18 protein-coding genes are annotated in these 17,703 nt (G+C 61.5%); 9 read left to right on the plus strand and 9 right to left on the minus strand.

What is annotated here, in order from left to right:
• Positions 1 to 76 precede the first annotated feature (76 nt).
• Both AC0V8S_RS23350 and AC0V8S_RS23355 read left to right on the plus strand, forming a co-directional pair.
• Positions 77 to 1,333, plus strand: a complete 1,257-nt coding sequence (locus tag AC0V8S_RS23350) for a class I SAM-dependent methyltransferase (RefSeq protein WP_475433618.1) — start codon at positions 77 to 79, stop codon at positions 1,331 to 1,333.
• 202 nt (positions 1,334 to 1,535) lie between these two features.
• A complete protein-coding gene (locus tag AC0V8S_RS23355) occupies positions 1,536 to 1,826 on the plus strand; it encodes a hypothetical protein (protein ID WP_475433620.1) in 291 nt (96 codons plus the stop codon).
• Positions 1,827 to 1,921: 95 nt separating this feature from the next.
• Here the strand turns inward: AC0V8S_RS23355 and AC0V8S_RS23360 are convergent, their stop codons facing one another.
• Both AC0V8S_RS23360 and AC0V8S_RS23365 read right to left on the minus strand, forming a co-directional pair.
• Positions 1,922 to 3,901, minus strand: a complete 1,980-nt coding sequence (locus tag AC0V8S_RS23360; RefSeq protein ID WP_475433621.1) for a bifunctional 2',3'-cyclic-nucleotide 2'-phosphodiesterase/3'-nucleotidase — start codon at positions 3,899 to 3,901, stop codon at positions 1,922 to 1,924.
• A gap of 150 nt (positions 3,902 to 4,051) precedes the next feature.
• Positions 4,052 to 5,317, minus strand: a complete 1,266-nt coding sequence (locus tag AC0V8S_RS23365; protein ID WP_475433623.1) for an NAD(P)/FAD-dependent oxidoreductase — start codon at positions 5,315 to 5,317, stop codon at positions 4,052 to 4,054.
• Between the two features lie 164 nt (positions 5,318 to 5,481).
• Between AC0V8S_RS23365 and AC0V8S_RS23370 the strand changes: the two genes are divergently transcribed.
• Entirely contained in the window at positions 5,482 to 6,135 is a 654-nt protein-coding gene (locus AC0V8S_RS23370) for a 5-formyltetrahydrofolate cyclo-ligase (RefSeq protein ID WP_183459039.1), read from the plus strand.
• Here the strand turns inward: AC0V8S_RS23370 and AC0V8S_RS23375 are convergent.
• On the minus strand, positions 6,132 to 6,605 hold the full coding sequence (locus AC0V8S_RS23375; RefSeq protein ID WP_010909317.1) for an Lrp/AsnC family transcriptional regulator: 474 nt from the start codon (positions 6,603 to 6,605) through the stop codon (positions 6,132 to 6,134). The genes AC0V8S_RS23370 and AC0V8S_RS23375 overlap by 4 nt on opposite strands.
• Before the next feature lie 157 nt (positions 6,606 to 6,762).
• On the opposite strand from AC0V8S_RS23375, the gene ald reads away from it, so the two are divergent.
• A complete protein-coding gene (ald, locus tag AC0V8S_RS23380; protein WP_010909316.1) occupies positions 6,763 to 7,878 on the plus strand; it encodes an alanine dehydrogenase in 1,116 nt (371 codons plus the stop codon).
• 221 nt (positions 7,879 to 8,099) lie between these two features.
• Here ald and AC0V8S_RS23385 read toward each other — a convergent pair whose 3' ends face one another.
• From AC0V8S_RS23385 to sseA, 3 genes are all read right to left on the minus strand, one after another.
• Entirely contained in the window at positions 8,100 to 8,567 is a 468-nt protein-coding gene (locus tag AC0V8S_RS23385; protein ID WP_475433625.1) for a DUF1203 domain-containing protein, read from the minus strand.
• A 168-nt stretch (positions 8,568 to 8,735) separates the two neighbouring features.
• Positions 8,736 to 9,299: a GNAT family N-acetyltransferase gene (locus tag AC0V8S_RS23390; RefSeq protein WP_475433627.1), complete on the minus strand. Its 564-nt coding sequence runs from the start codon at positions 9,297 to 9,299 to the stop codon at positions 8,736 to 8,738.
• Positions 9,300 to 9,304: 5 nt separating this feature from the next.
• Positions 9,305 to 10,168 carry a 3-mercaptopyruvate sulfurtransferase gene (gene sseA / locus AC0V8S_RS23395; RefSeq protein WP_475433629.1) on the minus strand — a complete coding sequence of 288 codons (864 nt, stop codon included), beginning with the start codon at positions 10,166 to 10,168 and terminating at the stop codon, positions 9,305 to 9,307.
• A 197-nt stretch (positions 10,169 to 10,365) separates the two neighbouring features.
• On the opposite strand from sseA, the gene AC0V8S_RS23400 reads away from it, so the two are divergent.
• The 3 genes from AC0V8S_RS23400 to AC0V8S_RS23410 are packed head-to-tail and all read left to right on the plus strand — an operon-like array spanning position 10,366 to position 12,489.
• The gene (locus AC0V8S_RS23400; protein WP_475433631.1) at positions 10,366 to 10,797 is read left to right on the plus strand and encodes a hypothetical protein; all 432 of its coding nucleotides are present in this window, start codon (positions 10,366 to 10,368) and stop codon (positions 10,795 to 10,797) included.
• Positions 10,797 to 11,663, plus strand: a complete 867-nt coding sequence (locus tag AC0V8S_RS23405) for an alpha/beta fold hydrolase (protein ID WP_475433632.1) — start codon at positions 10,797 to 10,799, stop codon at positions 11,661 to 11,663. Before AC0V8S_RS23400 ends, AC0V8S_RS23405 begins: the two co-directional genes overlap by 1 nt.
• A gap of 16 nt (positions 11,664 to 11,679) precedes the next feature.
• The gene (locus AC0V8S_RS23410; protein ID WP_475433634.1) at positions 11,680 to 12,489 is read left to right on the plus strand and encodes a Stf0 family sulfotransferase; all 810 of its coding nucleotides are present in this window, start codon (positions 11,680 to 11,682) and stop codon (positions 12,487 to 12,489) included.
• 9 nt (positions 12,490 to 12,498) lie between these two features.
• Here the strand turns inward: AC0V8S_RS23410 and AC0V8S_RS23415 are convergent, their stop codons facing one another.
• Positions 12,499 to 13,794 carry a cytochrome P450 gene (locus AC0V8S_RS23415; RefSeq protein ID WP_475433636.1) on the minus strand — a complete coding sequence of 432 codons (1,296 nt, stop codon included), beginning with the start codon at positions 13,792 to 13,794 and terminating at the stop codon, positions 12,499 to 12,501.
• Positions 13,795 to 13,919: 125 nt separating this feature from the next.
• On the opposite strand from AC0V8S_RS23415, the gene AC0V8S_RS23420 reads away from it, so the two are divergent.
• Both AC0V8S_RS23420 and AC0V8S_RS23425 read left to right on the plus strand, forming a co-directional pair.
• Complete coding sequence (locus AC0V8S_RS23420) at positions 13,920 to 14,813, plus strand: Lpg1974 family pore-forming outer membrane protein (protein WP_475433637.1); 894 nt, start codon at positions 13,920 to 13,922, stop codon at positions 14,811 to 14,813.
• 34 nt (positions 14,814 to 14,847) lie between these two features.
• Positions 14,848 to 15,687, plus strand: coding sequence for an alpha/beta fold hydrolase (locus AC0V8S_RS23425; protein ID WP_475438684.1), 840 nt, complete (start codon positions 14,848 to 14,850; stop codon positions 15,685 to 15,687).
• 51 nt (positions 15,688 to 15,738) lie between these two features.
• On the opposite strand, the gene AC0V8S_RS23430 is transcribed toward AC0V8S_RS23425, so the two are convergent.
• Positions 15,739 to 16,482 carry an alanyl-tRNA editing protein gene (locus AC0V8S_RS23430; RefSeq protein WP_475433639.1) on the minus strand — a complete coding sequence of 248 codons (744 nt, stop codon included), beginning with the start codon at positions 16,480 to 16,482 and terminating at the stop codon, positions 15,739 to 15,741.
• The gene (locus AC0V8S_RS23435) at positions 16,482 to 17,516 is read right to left on the minus strand and encodes a cysteine synthase A (RefSeq protein WP_095203311.1); all 1,035 of its coding nucleotides are present in this window, start codon (positions 17,514 to 17,516) and stop codon (positions 16,482 to 16,484) included. The genes AC0V8S_RS23430 and AC0V8S_RS23435 overlap by 1 nt, the downstream gene beginning before the upstream one ends.
• Between the last annotated feature and the right edge of the window lie 187 nt (positions 17,517 to 17,703).

Here is a 17,703-nt window from a genome sequence, read left to right on the forward strand (position 1 = left end):
TTCGAACCTGGCGAATGATCCAAGAGAACCGTGGCTCGGCAATTTGCGCCGGCACCACGAAGTCCAGGGGCATGAAATGGCACACGGGGAACATCATAACGTAGCGCCGGGCGAAGCGGTCAGGCTCGATGAGTTTAATTTCGCCGAGATCGTCAAGGGCCTGCCGGCCAAGGCACGCATGGTGCTGTCGGCGGCAATGAACCTGCCGCGCGGCTCGCTCAAGGTCAGGATGCCGGATGGTCGCGCCGTTCTGGTTGGCGGCAAGGGACCTGGCCCCGACGCCGAACTGGTGCTGAAGAACTGGCGCCTGCCAGGCCGCGCCTTTTCCGGCGGCACGATCGGTGTTGCCGAATCCTATATGGACGGCGATTGGGAAAGCCCTGACGTCACCAGCTTCCTGGAACTGTTCGTCGTCAATTCGGCGATCGGCGAACGCGTCGCCGGCGGCGCCAGCTGGCTCATCAACACCGTCCAGCGCATCCGCCACTGGTTCAACGAGAACACACGCACCGGTTCGAAGCGCAACATCTCGGCGCACTACGATCTCGGCAACGCCTTCTACAAAGAGTGGCTCGACCCGAGCATGACCTATTCCTCGGCGCTTTACGCCAATGGCGCCAATGACCTCGAAAGCGCCCAGGCGGCCAAATACCGGGCGCTGGCCAGGGATACGGGTATCGGCAGAAAGGATCATGTGCTGGAAATCGGCTGTGGCTGGGGCGGCTTTGCCGAATTCGCGGCACGCGAAATCGGCTGCCGCGTTACCGGACTGACGATCAGCCGCGAACAGCACGACTTCGCCAAGGCACGCATCGCCAAGGCTGGCCTTGCCGACAAGGTCGACATCAAGCTGCAGGACTACCGCGACGAAACGGGGACTTACGATCGCATCGCCTCGATCGAGATGTTCGAAGCGGTCGGCGAGAAATACTGGCCGGTGTTCTTCTCGAAGATGAAGGCCTGCCTGAAACCCGGCGGCACCGCGGGCCTGCAGATCATCACCATCAACGAGGCCGCCTACGACACCTACCGCGCCAGGCCGGATTTCATCCAGCGCTATGTCTTTCCGGGCGGCATGCTGCCGACACCGTCGATCCTGAAGACGCTCGGCGCGGACCATGGCCTTGCGCATCTGCGTGAGCGCGTGTTCCCCGACGACTATGCGCGCACGCTCGCCGAATGGCGGCGTCGCTTCTGGGCGTCGTGGGAGAAGATCGTGCCGCTCGGCTTCGACGATCGCTTCAAGAAGCTCTGGGAGTTCTACCTGCACTATTGCGAAGCCGGCTTCCGCGCCAGCTACATCGATGTGCGCCAGGTGGTCTACAAGGCGTAAGCCGGCGCACTGATCGATATCATCGCCAGTGGCCGCCTTTCGGGGAGCATGTCCCCGCAGCGTTGAGATTGCGGGGCCAGCGCGGATCGCGGTGTCTTGATGCGACGTGATGAAACCGCGATCGCGTGGCGAGCGTTCTGCCGCATCCGACGCCCGCGCCCAATACCCTTACGCCGAGCGCCTCTGACCATAGGAGGCTTCCATGAAGCGAACTGTTGCCGCCATTGCCATCCTGCTTGCCGCCATATCCGCAGCCGACGCACGGCGCGTCGTTCCACCGACCGTCATGAACGATCCGCTGGGTCTCAGCATCAGCCCAACCTTGACGCCTGGTGCGAGCGATCTCATCGACAACACACCAACCTCGACCATCCACGAAGTCCATGCCCCGGCCGGGATGTCGCCGTTGACCGTACCCAGCGACCCGACTGGCACGTCGCTTGAGCCGACACAGCCAGTCAGCCGCAAGCGCCCGCGACAGCCTTGCCGCTGACGCCGGTGCCTGCAACCAATTGAAGCTGCGTAACGCAAGGATGAACTCACGCCTGGCTGGCGTGAACTCGCCTCCCGCGGATTGCGCACCAATCTTCAAAGAGTGATGCGATATTTCGCAAAACCGGCTTCGCCCTCGCCTGCCGGTTCGATCTTCAGCGACTTCACATCGGCGATGAAATCCTTTGCCTTGACGCCTGTCTCGAACACGACGCTGGTTCCCGGCAGCGGCGCGAACGACCAGTTGCCGTCCGCCGACGGGTTGATCGTGCCCTGGCTTACGATGTAGCGAACGATGACGTCGCGGTTGGTGTCCGGCGCCTCGTAGATGATCTTCGAGGCATTGATATCAGGGAAATTGCCGCCGCCGCCGGCCCGGTAATTGTTGGTCGCAACGACGAATTTCTGTTTGGGATCAATCGGCTTGCCGTCGAACATCAGGTCGACGATGCGATTGGCGCCGGCATTCGCCACGCCGCCCTTGGCATCGTATTTCGGCGGCTGCGACAGGTCTATCTTGTAGGTGACGCCGTCGATGACGTCGAAATTGTAGGATGGGAAATCGGTGTTGATGAGCGCCTGGTCAGCCTTCCCCGCCTCGATCCTGTTGAAGATGCCGGCCGACATTTCCAGCCATTCCTTGACCTGCGCACCCGTGATTTCGACGGCGCGCACGGTGTTCGGGTAGAGATAGAGGTCGGCGACGTTTTTGATGGCGATGTCACCGGCCGGCACGTCGGTATAGTAGTCGGCGCCGTTGCGCCCGCCGGCCTTGAAGGGAGCGGCGGCCGACAGCAGCGGCACGTCCTTCCACTGCGTGTTCTTGAGAATGTCCTTCAAGTACCAGGTCTGCGCCTGGCTGACGACCTGGACCGACGGATCATCGGCGACCAGCGAGAAATAGGAATAGAGCGGCGCGGAGGTCTTGCCGACCGGACGGCGCACATAGGCCAGGGTCGCCTGGTGGTCCTGTTCGAGGGCAGCGATGATGCGCTTGTCGTCGGGAACCGTCGGCTTGTTCTTGTTGTCGACGCGCTCGAAGATCGGCCGCGCCTCGGAGGTGGCGGACACGACCTTCCATTTCGATCCGTCGCGCTCCAGCATCAGGTCGATCAGGCCCATATGCGAGCCCCAGAAACCACCCATCACGGCGGGCTTGCCCTGCAGCGTGCCCTTTTGCGTGTCGACGCCTTCGAGCGACTGGAAATCCTTCTTGCCGGGGAACACCAGATGCTGGTGGCCGGTGAACACGGCATCGATGCCATCGACGCCGGCGACGAAGAACGAGGCGTTCTCCATCATGTCGCCCTGCTTCACATCGATGCCGGAATGCGAGAGCGCGATGACGATGTCGGCGCCCTCTTCCTTCATCTGCGGCACCCAGGCCTTGGCCGCCTCGACAATGTCGCGCGTCTTGACGTTGCCTTCGAGATTCTTGAGGTCCCAGACCATGATCTGCGGCGGCACGAAGCCGATGATGCCGATCCGGATCGGCTGCTCGGCGCCCGAACCGTTCTTGATCTTCTTGTCGAGGATCACATAGGGCTTGAGATAGAGCTTGTCGTCGCGCGGATTGGCGGCGAGCTCGGTGCCGCGGATCAGATTGGCGCAGACGAACGGGAAATTGGCGCCGGCCAGCGCCTTGTCCAGAAAGGACAGGCCGTAGTTGAACTCGTGGTTGCCGAGCGTCGAGCACTCGTAACCGAGCAGGTTCATGCCTTTCATGATCGGGTGCAGATCGCCGTCCTTGAGGCCTTTCTCGTAGGCGATGTAGTCGCCCATCGGGTTGCCCTGCAAAAGGTCGCCATTGTCGATCAGCATCGAATTGACGGCTTCCTTGCGCACCGCGTCGATCAGGGATGCCGTGCGCGACAGGCCCATCGTGTCGTTGGCTTTGTCGGCGTAGTAATCATAAGGCAGGACATTCACATGGATGTCGGTGGTTTCCATGATCCGAAGATGCGCCTGGTTGGCTTGAGCGCGGGCGGAGAAGGGATGAAGCACGATCAGCGCCCCTGTGGCTGCGGCGCCGGCGAGGAAACCGCGGCGGGAGACGGGATGGAGCAGTTGCGACATGTTTTCTCCTCGTTGACAACGTGACACGCCCTGCCCCTAAGCGAACTTGGCGCTGAAATCGGCTCAAGTCCACTCAACAAGTCGCGCGCATCCAGACATCAGTCGATCAGCACCAGATGACGCGCGGATGAATTGGACCGTGGAGAAAACTCAGGTCCTGTCGTCGTCGCCCTGGGTGATCAGGCGCGCGCTGCGCTGGCCGGTGACGTAGATCCATAGCCAGCTCAGGGAAACCGCAAGCCGGTTGCGGAAACCGATCAGAAAATAGATGTGCGCAATGCCCCACAGCCACCAGGCGAGCCAGCCCGTGAGCTTGATCCAGCCGAAGTCGATCGCAGCGGCGCGTTTGCCGATCGTCGCCAGATCGCCGGCGTGCTTGTAGTGGAAGGGACGTGCGGTGGTGTCACCGCCGAGCCTGGCCTTGATCGTCGCGGCGACATGGCGGCCCTCCTGCTTGGCGGAAGGCGCCACGCCGGGTACCGGCCGTCCATCGGGCCGCAGCACAAGGGCGGCGTCGCCGATGACAAAAATCTCCGGGCTGCCGGGCACGCTGAGGTCGGGCTCGACGAGCACCCTGCCCGCGCGGTCGGCCTTCGCACCCAGCCATTCGGCAGCGGGTGAAGCGGCAACGCCAGCTGCCCACAGGATCGTCTTCGCCGCCAATTGCTTGTCGCCAAACACAACACCGTCGGCATCGCAGCGTGTCACGGCACGTCCGAGCTCGACCGTCACGCCGAGCCGCTCGAGCGCCTTGCTGGCGTAATCGGAGAGTTTTGGCGCGAAATTGGCCAGGATGCGCTCGCCGGCCTCGATCAGCACCACGCGCGTCTGTCGCGTATCGATGTTGCGGAATTCGCCGCGCAGCGTGTCGTGCGCCAGCTCGACAATGGTGCCGGCCAGTTCCACCCCGGTCGGCCCGCCGCCGACGATCGCAATGGTCAGCAGCGCCTGGCGTTTGGCGGGATCGGTTTCCCGCTCGGCCTGCTCGAAGGCGAGCAGAATGCGGCGCCGGATGGTGGTGGCATCCTCCAGTGTCTTCAGCCCCGGCGCAAAAGGTTCCCATTCGTCGTGCCCGAAATAGGCATGACGGGCGCCGGTGGCGAGCACCAGCGTGTCGTAGGCGACGGCACTGCCGTCATCGAGCAGCACGCGTTTGCCGGCGCGGTCGACACCGATGACGTTGGCCAGCAGCGTCGTCACGTCCTTGCGCTTGCGCAGCAGGTGGCGGATCGGCCAGGCAACCTCGGAGGTCGCCAGTGCGGTCGTCGCCACCTGGTAGAGCAGCGGCTGGAAAAGATGATGGTTGCGCTTGTCGATCATGGTGATGCGCACCGGCTGTCCAGCCAGCGCGTGGGTGAGTTCGAGGCCGCCGAACCCCGCGCCGACAACGACGACATGATGGCTGGCTTCGTTCATCTCATTCATCCTGACGGCAAGATTGCCTGTCCCAGATGTAGGTATTTTTGTGCATTGCAGCAACAGAGGGACGGTGCCCGGGACTCGCCGTTCCATGTCGTGAATGCACAAGTTATATCGTGTCGCGAGGTATAGCCTCATAGAACACGCTATGAGGTGTCCGCATGGCCAACGATCATGACGACCAGGGTCCGGCACAGTATGCCTCGCCGCCCTGTTTCATGCATGAACTCGATCGGGAATTTCAGGCACCGCTATCCGACTGGACCGATGTGAGGCGTTGGCGCAAGGCCGAGCGCGAACGGCTGATCGCCGCCCGCCTTGCTGTTTCGGCCGATGCGAGGGCAGCAATGTCCCAGCGCATTGCCGAGGGGCTCGACGCGATCATCGGCGCGATCAGTGGCCGCATGGTCAGTCTTTACTGGCCGTTTCGTGGCGAGCCGGACCTGCGGCCTTGGATGGCATCCGTCAATGCGCGCGGCGGCCGCACCGCGCTGCCCATCGTCGTCGAGAAAGGGCGCCCGCTGATCTTCCGTGCCTACAAATCCGGTGACCGGCTGGAAAAAGGCGTCTGGAACATCCCGATCCCGGCCGAGGGCGATCCGGTGCTGCCTGATATCGTCATCTCGCCGATCGTCGGCATCGATCCGGTAAACTATCGCCTGGGCTATGGCGGCGGCTTCTTCGACCGCACGCTGGCCGCCATGCCATTCAAGCCGCTGGTCATCGGCGTCGGCTACGAACTGCAACGCATCGCCACCATCTATCCGCAGCCGCATGACATTGCGATGGATCGGGTGGTGACGGAGGCCAGCTAAGCCATCTCCGGCTTCATGCCCATCGCCGTGCGGTCGACGATTTCGCGCAAGGCAAAGGACGAGTTGATCTTGGTCACGTGCGGCATGGCCGACAGCCATTCCTTGTGGATGCGCTCATAGTCGACCAGGTCTTTTGCCGCGATGCGCAGGATGTAGTCGTACTCGCCCGACATCAGATGGCAGGACAGTACGTTGGGGCAACGCTTGATCGCCGCCTCGAAATCCGACAGCGTTTTCTCGAACTGGCCCGACAGCGATATATGCACGATCGCCGTCATCTGATGACCGAGCGCTGCGTTGGACAGTCGGGCGTGATAGCCGCGAATGGTTCCGGATTTTTCCAGATTATCGAGCCGACGCGAACAGGCCGACTGCGACAGGCCAACCTTCTCGGCGAGTGCCGCATTGGGTATCCGGCCATCCTTCTGCAACGTCTCGAGAATGGCGATATCGATCCTGTCGAGCGGCATTTTTCGTGAATCCTGCGAATATCCTGCTATTTCGCGCAAGGATTATCGAAACCTGCCTGTCCGCGCAAGCGCATTCGCAAACACTTGTGCGCCGATTCGTGGTTCACTCCGACAATACAGGGAGTGAGCCCAAAAGGGCCCGGATCAGGAGAAGACAATGCGCGTCGGTTGCCCGAAGGAAATCAAGAACCACGAATATCGCGTCGGCCTCACGCCAGGCTCGGTCCGCGAATATGTGGCGCACGGCCACGAAGTGCTGGTCGAGGCCGGTGCCGGTGCCGGCATCGGCGCCGATGACAATGCCTATCGCGCCGCCGGCGCCACCATCGCCAAGACCGCCGCCGACGTGTTCGCCAAGTCGGACATGATCGTCAAGGTCAAGGAGCCGCAGCCCAATGAGTGGGTGCAGTTGCGCGACGGCCAGATCCTGTACACCTATCTGCACCTGGCTCCGGATCCGGAGCAGACCAAGGGCCTGCTCGCTTCGGGCGTCACCGCGATCGCTTACGAGACCGTGACCGACGACCGTGGCGGCCTGCCGCTGCTCGCGCCGATGTCGGAAGTCGCCGGCCGCCTGTCGATCCAGGCCGGCGCCACGGCGCTGCAGAAGGCCAATGGCGGCCGCGGCGTTCTGCTCGGCGGCGTGCCCGGCGTGCTGCCCGGCAAAGTCACCGTGCTCGGCGGCGGCGTCGTCGGCCTGCACGCGGCCCGCATGGCCGCCGGCCTTGGCGCCGACGTCACCATCATCGACCGTTCGATCCCGCGCCTGCGGCAGCTCGACGACCTCTTCGCCGGCCGTGTGCACACCCGCTACTCGACCGTCGAGGCGCTCGAGGAAGAATGCTTCTCGGCCGACATCGTCGTCGGCGCCGTGCTGATCCCGGGTGCTGCAGCACCCAAGCTCGTCACCCGCGAGATGCTGTCCGGCATGAAGAAGGGCTCGGTGCTGGTCGACGTCGCCATCGACCAAGGCGGCTGCTTCGAGACCTCGCATGCGACGACTCACGCCGAGCCAACCTACGAGGTCGACGGCGTCATCCACTATTGCGTCGCCAACATGCCGGGCGCCGTGCCGGTCACCTCGGCCCATGCGCTGAACAATGCGACGCTGCATTACGGCCTGCAACTCGCCGACAAGGGCCTGAAGGCGCTGGTCGACGACCATCATTTGCGCAACGGCCTCAATGTCCACAAGGGCAAGATCACGAATCGTGCGGTGGCCGAAGCGCTCGGCTACGAACTGGTCGAGCCAAAAGCTGTCCTGGCCGCGTAACCTGAATTACAAGAGTTTCCTCCTGTCAGCCCGCCGGCCCGTGCCGGCGGGTTTTTCTTGCCTGCCAAGTGCAGGCAACAAAAAGCGGAGCCAAAGCCCCGCTTCCTCGATATCGAGATTGCCGCCGGTTCATCCGCGGTCGGCCAATCGATCGACATTCGCCTTCTATCGCATCTATGCGACGGGAGTACGACAGGCTTCTTGACCGCAATCCTTGTGGTTCAGGCCCGTTCAATCCGGCACTGATAGCAGTTGTTGCGCGCCGAGCGGACATGCACATAGGCAATGTCGGCTCGTTCGAACAAGGCCTTGGCCCGCGCAACGACTGCCTCTGTCGGGATGACCCCGCCGCTGCCGTAGACGATGCGGTCATCCCTGCCATAGCCGCGCACGATATAGTCCGGGCTTTCGAGAATTTCGGGAAGTTCTTCGCTTCCGTCGGCACGTTCGCATTCTTCGGCGTGCAGGAAGATCGGGCCGGTTTCAGCATAGGGCTGAAGCTCCGGAAATGGGCGATAGGCGAGGATGAGATAGGCATCGCCGGCGGCGATGTTCTTCAGGCAATGCCGGCAAGGCATGCCGTCACCGTCTGAAATCCTGCGCTCGGGCGTCTGGCCGTAAGCATCGGGACCACCTCGCTGCAGTGCCCTGACATGGTCGGTGGGTAGCGCCTTGAACTGAATGGTCATGGTGAAATCTCCGGTGTTGTCGACCGGAAATTATGCGCTCGGGCCGATGCTTCCCACCCGATTCTTGCCAAGTGTCCAAGAGCCGATCGGGTGTTGGCAGCCGGTGCTGGTCGATCTCTCGATGGATCAGCGATGCCATCAATCGAGAAAAGCCGGCTAATCAAAATATCAGGGCCGCATGACGCTGGCCGAGCGCTCGGCGAAAGGCAGCGGATGCACGACCTCTTTCTTCTGCGCGACCGGCCTGAAACCGAGCTTCTGGTAGAGCGGCAGAGCCGCCGGATGGTCAAGCGTGCAGGTCTGCACCGTCACCCGTTTCGGCCCGTGCGACCAGGCGGCTGAAATCGCCGAACCCAGGAACCAGCGACCAATGCCTTGCCCGGTGGCATGTTCCATCATGCCGAAATAGGCGAGCTCGACTTCTTCAGGCAGATGCGGCTTGAGGTCAAAGAAGCCGGCCGGCGCACCGTCGAGATAAAGCACCCTGATGTCGCGATCCTCACGGTGGATGCCCGCCGAAAGCTCGTCGTCGTCCAGCCTCAGAACATTCACCCAATGCCATTTGCGGCCCACCCTATCCATCAAATAGCGGTAGAAATGCAGGGGAATGTCCTTGGTCTTCAGCAGCGCGACCTGGCGGTTGTAGGGCACCGGCGGCGAGACGGCAGGAGGGGCATGCATTTCAAGAAAAGTCACCGTGACTTCAATGTCCTGCAGCACACCGTTTTCCATCGTCTTCATTCCTTGCCGGTAGCCGGGCCGATCGCGACAGGCGTGTCGGAGAGCCCGCCCCACTCGGTCCACGAGCCGTCATAAAGCCTGTTGTCGGTGTGGCCAAGCGTCTCCAGCGCCAGAGTGATGACCGCGGCGGTGACACCGGAGCCGCAAGATGTGACGACGGGCTTCGACAGATCAATGCCGGCCTCCTCGATCACCTTGCGCAAACGGTCCTTCGACAGCAGTTCGCCGTTTTCCGACAGTGCGGAGTACGGCACATTGCGCGCGCCCGGCATATGGCCGGAACGGATACCGGCGCGTGGCTCGGGCTCGGTGCCGGTGAAGCGGCCGGGTCCGCGGGCATCGGCAATCTGGCTGGCGCTGGTCTCGACGATCCGGCGCATGTCGGCGAGGCTGGCGACACGACCGGCGTCGAAATCGGCATGGAACACGCTTGGCGCGATCTTCGTCAGCTCGGCCGTCACCGGCCGGCCGGCCGCTTTCCAGGCGTCGAACCCACCATCCAGAATATAGGTCTGGAAAACGCCCATGATGCGGCACATCCACCAGGCCCGGGGTGCCGAGAAGAATCCCGGACCGTCGTAGATGACGATGGTGTCGTCGGCTGAGACGCCCATCGCGCCGACATATTGCGCGAAATGCTGCGGCGACGGCAGCGTATGCGGCAATGCAGAATCTGGATCCGAAACCGCATCCTGATCCAGGAACCGGGCACCCGGAATGTGCGCGGCCTGATATTCCGCACGCGCGTCGCGCTTTTGCGCCGGCAGATACCAGGACGCGTCAATGATCGTCAGGCCGGGCTCGCCCAGGCGCGTCTGCAGCCAGTCCGCGTCGACTGTGAAAGGACTGTCCTGGGCCATTCTTGTTCTCCTGCTTCGTCTTCGGCAAAACGTTGTTTAGCTTGGCAATTCGGAGGCGTTCCGAGCGCGCGACATTCGCTTTGGATATGCAACATAGCCAAGCCGCAGCGGTTCGCTGATTCCGATTGTCTTCGTGTTTCGTGGCGAGTACGGATTGATCGTTATGATCTGGGGTGGGCGGGGTCAACAATCTAGGCATGGGCAATCTTCTATTTACCCGTATTCCCAGCAATCCGCTTTCGCTCGGACTTGTTTGCAACTTCATCGCGCATTATCCGCCTTTTGATGGCTACGAATTCGGCCTGATGGTGAAGACGCTGCGCTACCAGCTGGATCAGCAGACACATATGATCGGCTCGATCGACGACGCCATCGTCGCTTATGTCGGCTGGATCCAGACCAGCCGCGAGATAGCAGAGGCGTGGGCGGCGAATGGCGGGCCGCTCAATCCCTTTCCCGGCGGCGACGCCACCGCGGTGACGGTGCTGGCGACGCGATCGTCGTCCCACATCCTGCCGATGATCAAGGAAGCCAAGCGCATCAACCTGGACAAATCGGTATTCTGGAAGCGTGACTTCATCGACAGCCGCGGTTCGGTCAAGCGCGCCGTCCGCAAACGTGACGCCTGATGGATCCGGCCGGTTCCGCCGAGGCGCTGACGCAAGAAATCCTCATCCGGCTGGATGACCGATATGCCGCGATGTTCGTGCGCATCTGGCGGCCGGCCGGCACGCCGCGCGCAACGGTGTTCTGCCTGCACGGCTTTGCCGGCAATGGTGCCGACTTCGACTATCTCGCCACCTTCCTGTGCCGCAATGGCTTCCTGGTTATCTGTCCCGACTTGCTGGGGCGCGGGCGCAGCGCCTATCTGGGGTCGGGATACGACATCAATGTCTATTCCAAATGCCTGCGCGCGCTCGGCGAGTTCGCCGGTACGGAGAACCACTTCATCGGCACGTCGTGGGGCGGTACGATTTTGCTGCTGTTTCTGCAGATGACCCGCTCCAAGGCCGCGAGAATCATTCTCAACGACGTCCCCATGGTCGGCGGGCCGAAGGTTGACGCGATGAGAAACGAAGTCCTCAGGGAAAGTACACTTGCGTTCGAAACCCGCGCGGCGGCCAGGAACTATCTAAGCGCCGCCAGAGCCGTCATGAGCCCGGTCGAGGATACAGTGTTCAACCGCTACGTCGAGAACAGGATCGCCGCCGGTCCCGATGGCTTCCGGCTCGCCTATGACCCGGCCACGACGGGAAATTTCGGCGCCCTGACCGGCCGCGAATACGATCTTTTCCCGATCGCCGCCAAGATCGACGCTCGCATCCTGCTGATGTACGGTCGCGGCAGCCAGGTCATTGACCGGCAGGCTATCGAGCGCACGCGGCTGACACGGCCTGATCTGTGGCTTGTCGACAACATCGATGCCGGCGATCCGCCGTCGCTGATGACACTGGACCAGGCTCTGCTCATCCTGGGGTTCCTGTCCGCAGTCTGAAATTTGGATTCTGGTCGTGGCGGAGTTGGTTCCAAAAATGCATTTCGACGATTTGTACAGCGAATATGTCGCCGCGACCTATGATCGCCAAAGCTCAATCGAAAATCCCGCCAAGATCCTGATTTGTACGACCCCGCGAACGGCGGGGCATTCCTATTGTCAGGTGTTGCAGCAGTTTGGTCTGGGACTACCTACCGAGTATTTTCAGTGGCTGTATGCCTTGCCGTTGATGAGACGCTGGTCGGCTGACAACACGATGGACCTCGAGACACTCAATGAGCAGGGGCCGGCATACGGTCGCCATCTCATGGAGAAAAGAACCGAGAACGGCGTGTTCAGCGCAAAGATATTTTATGAGAACCTGCCATTCGCACGCAGTTCAATCGGCGTCGACGACGACAACTCGTTCTACGTTTTCCTCTCCAGGAGAAACAAGATCGATCAGACCATAAGCTTGCTCTCGGTGCTTCAAACGGGCCAGCCATTCGACAGCCAGGAGACATTGCCTGGAATTCCAACGGTCGCAGTTTTGAACGAGAGGGTGGTCCGAGATGCCGCGCAACACATTTTGAATGGCGAGATCAGGTGGAAGAATTATCTGAACACCGTTGATCGGAACAGGGTGGCTCACGTCTTCTATGAGGACTTTATCGCGAACCAACAGGAAAACGTATCCGCCACAATAAGCAACTGGCTCCCGGGCTTCGAGCTGAAGTCAAATGCCACGTCGACAAGCAGACGCTATGCGCAAGGTGTCGACTTCAAGGACATGATCGGAAGGCAATTCGGCGCCTTGATCCGACGGTTTTGGCGGGACCATGCCTGATCTAACCTGTCATCGACGCGAAACACTAACCGAAGACCCCTGCGCGGGCCGCAACGCCAGCGCATAGTCGAACCGGATTATATCGTCGGCACGACTGAATGCGAACTGCCGCACAACGGCCAGAATCGCCTCCTTAACTTCCAGCCGACCGAGACGAGCGCCACCGCACATGCGTGGTCCGGTAAGGAAGGGAATAAAGGCCCGTCGGTCGAAGCTGTTCTCCATGAATTCCTTGCGGCTGGCATCGAAGACGTGCGGGTTTGACCAGAAGGCCGGATTCTGGTGCACACCGACGATCGATACCATGATCAGTTGCCCGGCGGAGAGGTTCCGTCCGTCGAGAACCGTATCGGCGCCGACTTCCCGGGTCAGGAACGGTATCGGAGGGAAATAGCGCATCGTCTCGTTGATCATGCAATCGGTGTACGGCGTCTGCGCCTCGCCCGAGAGAACCTCGGCATGGATGCGCTCCTGCACCTGCTGGTTGGCCCCCAGCCGATCGATGACCCAAAGTGCGGTCGTGACCGTTGTCTCGACGCCGGCGAAGAAATTCATGACGAACTCTTCCACCGGCGAAAAGCCTTCGACATCAGTGGCTTCGCTTCTAAAGCGGTCCATCTCCGCAGCGGCCCTGGGATCCGCCATCAGCAGCGATGCGAAATCGGCAACCACCGCGCGAGCATCCTGGATGGCGTTCGCACGTTCGGCGGTCGTCGGCGTCACCCAGGAATAATATTGGAGACGCCTCAGCACATCGCGGACCCTGTCGAGCAGCAATAGCGTCGCCGCCCTGTCGGGAACAAGGCCGAAAGCCCGGTAAAATATCGTCATCGATGCGGCGAACAAAGCTTGCTGAATTGCGGGCAGCGTAGCCTCGCTACTGGACAGACAGGCGGCGAAGATTTCCGCCACGGGATGCTGCTGCGCCGGCCTGGCGGCCGACAGATAAATATCCTGGGTGATGACGCGCCGGCCAGACCAGTCCTCATCATTGGTGTTGAAGCGGCTGAAACCTAGGGCCGAGATCAGGGAGAAGTTTTTTCGGAAGAGCTCTGGCGCCTTGACGATGACGTCGACGGCCTCGGGATTGTCGAAGACCGGGAGATTGCCGAGATCTCGGGCTTTCCCGTCGGCCCCACCTGCCCGCTCTGGGCGAAAAGCACATAGACCAGGTTGTTGAGCACGCTTTCGATTTGCGCTGGATTGTCCACCAAACCCCCTGTCGGTCGCGGCTCGGTCAGCCCCAGCGCGACGCTTACCACATCTGTCCAACGGCGCTACCGAGGCATCGTGGCAAAGCAGCAACACTACCCCGCAAAGTTGCTGGCCGGACTTGCTGCAATGTGCCGTTAGGTTATGTGTGTAATGTTGGTTTTGGGGCAAGATTCTAAACGGGGGTTAGTATGCGGGCTCGGGCACCTGGTAAATTGTTGGCGACTGTAGCGGCGTCCGCTGCTTCGGTGACTTCCGCAGGCGTGGTTGCCGCGCATGCGGAGGATGTGAAGGTCACAGACCAGTCGGCGATCGATTCCCGCGTCAAGATCGCTTTCGAGGGCGCGTTTTATCAAAACAACGTCCACCAGGACGACAAGACCGGAGTCACCGACAAGCTTGGAAACAGCAATGGTGACTTCTCAGGTTCGGTCGCGCTGACCAAGCAGATTTCTTCAGACATGGACTGGCGCCTTGCAGGCGCGTTTCATTTGGGCAAGAACCGTTCTTGGCAAGAGAGTGGCCAGATAACGGGCAGCGACCCAGGCTTTTTGACCATAGGCTACGGCGACGATTACAACTTCCAGGCGTTCGATTTCGATGTCGGCAAGCATGTCAAGGTTCAGGCCGCCGATATTCGATTCTTTGGCGGTCTGCGTCTGGTGCATTCGGATGAAAGAGCCGATGTCTTTGAAAGTTTCTCCCCGGACAATGCTGCCGACAAGGGCGGTACCGTCGACAAGGTAGGATCGTCGGAATATCGGGGCATTGGCCCGCGTGTTGGCGCCGAGGCATACTATCCGCTGAGTGAAACCTGGGGGCTGACAGGCGCGGTTTCCGGCTCCGTCATGTGGGGCCGCCGTGAAAACCGCGCCGGATCCAACTACGACTTCACAACGGGTCAAAAGGGCTCAATCACGGTGGCAAGCCAGTCCGCCAATCAGACCGTGACCAATCTCGACGCCTCGGCCGGCCTGAGTTGGACCCCTCTTGCCGGCGCCACCTTTACGGCGGGCTACAAGATCGAGCAGTGGCACAATCTGCTTATCAATGCGGACAGTACCACCCAGACCTTCCACGGACCGTTCCTTCGTCTCGAAGTCAAAATGTGACCGAAGTAACCGGCGCGCGGTGAGCTTGGGCGCGATGTTCGAATCCAGGATCGCGGTCAACGGCAACGTCAAATTGCACTACACGGCGGCGGGCTCTGGCCCGCCGATCGTCTTTCTGCACGGCTTTCCGGATCATGGAATGGGCTGGCGCCGGCAGATGCAGGCGCTTTGCGGCCGCTATCGCGTGATCGCGCCGGACCTGCGTGGCTTCGGACAAAGCGATGCGCCGCAGGGTTACGGCAACTATGTGCTGGCAAACCTGGTCAACGACGTGCTGGCCGTTCTCGCCGCTGAAAAGCTGACCCAGGCCGCGATTGTCGGCCACGATTGGGGCGGTATCATCGCATGGTGGCTGGCCATACGAGTGCCGCAGGTCGTGCGCCATCTCGTCCTGTTGTCGACTCCGCACCCGCGCAATCATCTGCGTGCGATTGCCGATCCGGCCAATGCCGAGATCACCGGCTACATACGCCGCTTCCAGGTACCGGGCGCAGCCCAGATGCTGGACATCAACGAACTCTGCGCATGGGTCACTGATCCGGCGGACAGGCAAGCCCTGGTGGACTCCCTCAGGCGATCCGATCCGGAGGCGATGCTGGGCTACTACAGGGCCAACATACCGCTTGGCAGAGTGCCTGACTTAGGGCCGTTGCCTCTCGTCAAGGCACCGACCCTGGTGCTGTTCGGCACCGATGATCCTTATGTCCCGGCCAGCGCTTTTGACGGCACGTTCCGCGAGGTCGACAACGTGACCGCACTGGTGGCCTTGCCCGGCGCCGGTCACTTCATCCACCATCAGGCAGCCAAGTTCGTCACCGAGCAGATCGAGGCGTGGGTGGAGCGACCACCTTCCAGTTTCCGTCACCTGGCGTAAGGTATCTCAGGATCGCCTGACCAGTTATAGAAAGCCAAGTGCTGTCCGACCTCAGTTCGCCGGCATCGGGCCGAAGCGGATGCGGAAGCGCCTGTTCTCGCGGCCCTTCTTCTCGATCTTGCCGATGTGGATTTCACCGATTTCGCCGGTGCTTTTCACGTGCGTACCGCCGCAGGGCTGGCTGTCCACCGAGGCATTCTCGCCGATGCAGACCAGGCGGATCTTGCCGGTGCCAACCGGCGGCCGGACGTTCTTCGACTTGACTAGGCCAGGGTTGGCGGCGAGTTCCTCGTCGCTGATCAGCCTGGTGAAAATCGGATGATTGGCCCGCACCAGATCCATCAGGCGCGCGGTCACCTCTTCCTTCGAGAAGCTAGCGTCCGGAATGTCGAAATCGACACGGCTGTCGTCCTCGGAAACCGCCGCACCGGTGATCGGAAATGGGCAAACGACGGTAAGCAGGTGGCAAGCGGCGTGCATGCGCATCAGGAGATACCGGCGCTCCCAGTCGATGGCGAGTTTGACCCTCTCGCCAACCGCCAAGGTCGCCTGCTCCGGCGCCGGCACATGGATGATCTCGTCCTTGGTCTCACCCGTGATGGTGGCGGCAATGGCGATGCGGCCGCCATCGGCGCGTTGGAGATAGCCGGTATCGCCCGGCTGGCCGCCCGAGGTGGCATAGAATATGGTCCGGTCGAGGATGATGCCGCCGCGCTCGTTGACGGCAACGACCGTCGCGTCCGCCGTGCTGAGATAGGCATCGTCGCGAAACAGCGCTTCCGTCTTGTGCGCCATCACGCGACCTTTTCGAACGGCACCGAAATCTTGCTCTGCAGCTCCATCCAGCCCGGTACAGGCAGGTTCTTCTCGCGCAAAAATTCCGGGTTGAACAGCTTCGACTGATAGCGCGTACCGTAGTCGCAAAGAATGGTCACGATGGTGTGGCCGGGACCCAATTCCCTGGCCAGACGGATGGCGCCGGCAATGTTTATGCCGGTCGAGCCGCCGACGCACAGGCCTTCTTCCTGGATCAGGTCGAAGACGATCGGCAGTGCGTCCTCGTCCTTGATCTGGAACGAGAAGTCCGGTGTGAATCCTTCGAGATTGGCGGTGATGCGCCCCTGCCCGATGCCTTCGGTGATCGAACTGCCCTCGGACTTCAATTCGCCGCTGGTGTAGAAACTGTAGAGCGCGGCCCCGAGCGGATCGGCGAGCGCGATCTTCACATCCTTGCTCTTGGCCTTCAGCCCGAAGGCAACGCCAGCCAGCGTGCCGCCGGAACCCACCGCCGAGACGAAACCGTCGACCTTGCCGCCGGTCTGGTCCCAGATTTCCTCCGCGGTGGTGCGGATATGTCCATCGCGGTTGGCGACATTGTCGAACTGGTTGGCCCAAATGGCACCGTTCGGCTCGCTCCTGGCCATCTGCTCGGCGAGCCGTCCCGACAGTTTCACGTAGTTGTTGGGGTTCTTGTAGGGCACGGCCGGCACCTCGATCAGCTCAGCACCGAGCAACCGGATGGTGTCCTTCTTTTCCTGGCTCTGCGTATCCGGGATAACGATGACGGTGCGATAACCCAGCGCCTTGGCGACCAGCGTCAGCCCGATGCCGGTGTTGCCGGCCGTCCCCTCGACGATGACACCGCCCGGCTTCAACAGGCCGCGCTGTTCGGCGTCACGGATGATGAACAGGCCGGCGCGATCCTTGACCGATTGCCCCGGATTCATGAATTCGGCCTTGCCCAGGATCTCGCAGCCGGTTTCTTCGGAAGCTTTGTTGAGGCGGATCAGAGGCGTGTTGCCGATCGCGTCGATCACAGAACGGGGCATTCAGGATTCCTTGTGTGCGTGCGCCGAAACCCTAGAAACCCGAAGCTTCGGTTTCAAGGCAAGAATTTGCCTGGTCCAGTCGCATTTCCGGCACTGCGGTGTATCTGCAGCCTCCAGGCCGGGCTCGATGCCGCACAGTTCATTTGCACCTGTGGTCGAAAAGCACTCTTTCCATTCGATTTCTTCA

Source organism: Mesorhizobium oxytropidicola (genome assembly GCF_056174625.1).

Excerpts from the sequence above, each read along its gene's own strand:
- AC0V8S_RS23405 (WP_475433632.1), top strand. The coding sequence starts at position 10,797 with ATGGATCCGGCCGGTTCCGCCGAGGCGCTGACGCAAGAAATCCTCATC.
- AC0V8S_RS23365 (WP_475433623.1), bottom strand. The coding sequence starts at position 5,317 with ATGAACGAAGCCAGCCATCATGTCGTCGTTGTCGGCGCGGGGTTCGGC.
- AC0V8S_RS23430 (WP_475433639.1), bottom strand. The coding sequence starts at position 16,482 with ATGGCGCACAAGACGGAAGCGCTGTTTCGCGACGATGCCTATCTCAGC.
- AC0V8S_RS23350 (WP_475433618.1), top strand. The coding sequence starts at position 77 with ATGGCACACGGGGAACATCATAACGTAGCGCCGGGCGAAGCGGTCAGG.
- sseA (WP_475433629.1), bottom strand. The coding sequence starts at position 10,168 with ATGGCCCAGGACAGTCCTTTCACAGTCGACGCGGACTGGCTGCAGACG.
- AC0V8S_RS23390 (WP_475433627.1), bottom strand. The coding sequence starts at position 9,299 with ATGGAAAACGGTGTGCTGCAGGACATTGAAGTCACGGTGACTTTTCTT.
- ald (WP_010909316.1), top strand. The coding sequence starts at position 6,763 with ATGCGCGTCGGTTGCCCGAAGGAAATCAAGAACCACGAATATCGCGTC.
- AC0V8S_RS23435 (WP_095203311.1), bottom strand. The coding sequence starts at position 17,516 with ATGCCCCGTTCTGTGATCGACGCGATCGGCAACACGCCTCTGATCCGC.
- AC0V8S_RS23370 (WP_183459039.1), top strand. The coding sequence starts at position 5,482 with ATGGCCAACGATCATGACGACCAGGGTCCGGCACAGTATGCCTCGCCG.
- AC0V8S_RS23360 (WP_475433621.1), bottom strand. The coding sequence starts at position 3,901 with ATGTCGCAACTGCTCCATCCCGTCTCCCGCCGCGGTTTCCTCGCCGGC.
- AC0V8S_RS23385 (WP_475433625.1), bottom strand. The coding sequence starts at position 8,567 with ATGACCATTCAGTTCAAGGCGCTACCCACCGACCATGTCAGGGCACTG.
- AC0V8S_RS23355 (WP_475433620.1), top strand. The coding sequence starts at position 1,536 with ATGAAGCGAACTGTTGCCGCCATTGCCATCCTGCTTGCCGCCATATCC.
- AC0V8S_RS23400 (WP_475433631.1), top strand. The coding sequence starts at position 10,366 with ATGGGCAATCTTCTATTTACCCGTATTCCCAGCAATCCGCTTTCGCTC.
- AC0V8S_RS23425 (WP_475438684.1), top strand. The coding sequence starts at position 14,848 with ATGTTCGAATCCAGGATCGCGGTCAACGGCAACGTCAAATTGCACTAC.
- AC0V8S_RS23375 (WP_010909317.1), bottom strand. The coding sequence starts at position 6,605 with ATGCCGCTCGACAGGATCGATATCGCCATTCTCGAGACGTTGCAGAAG.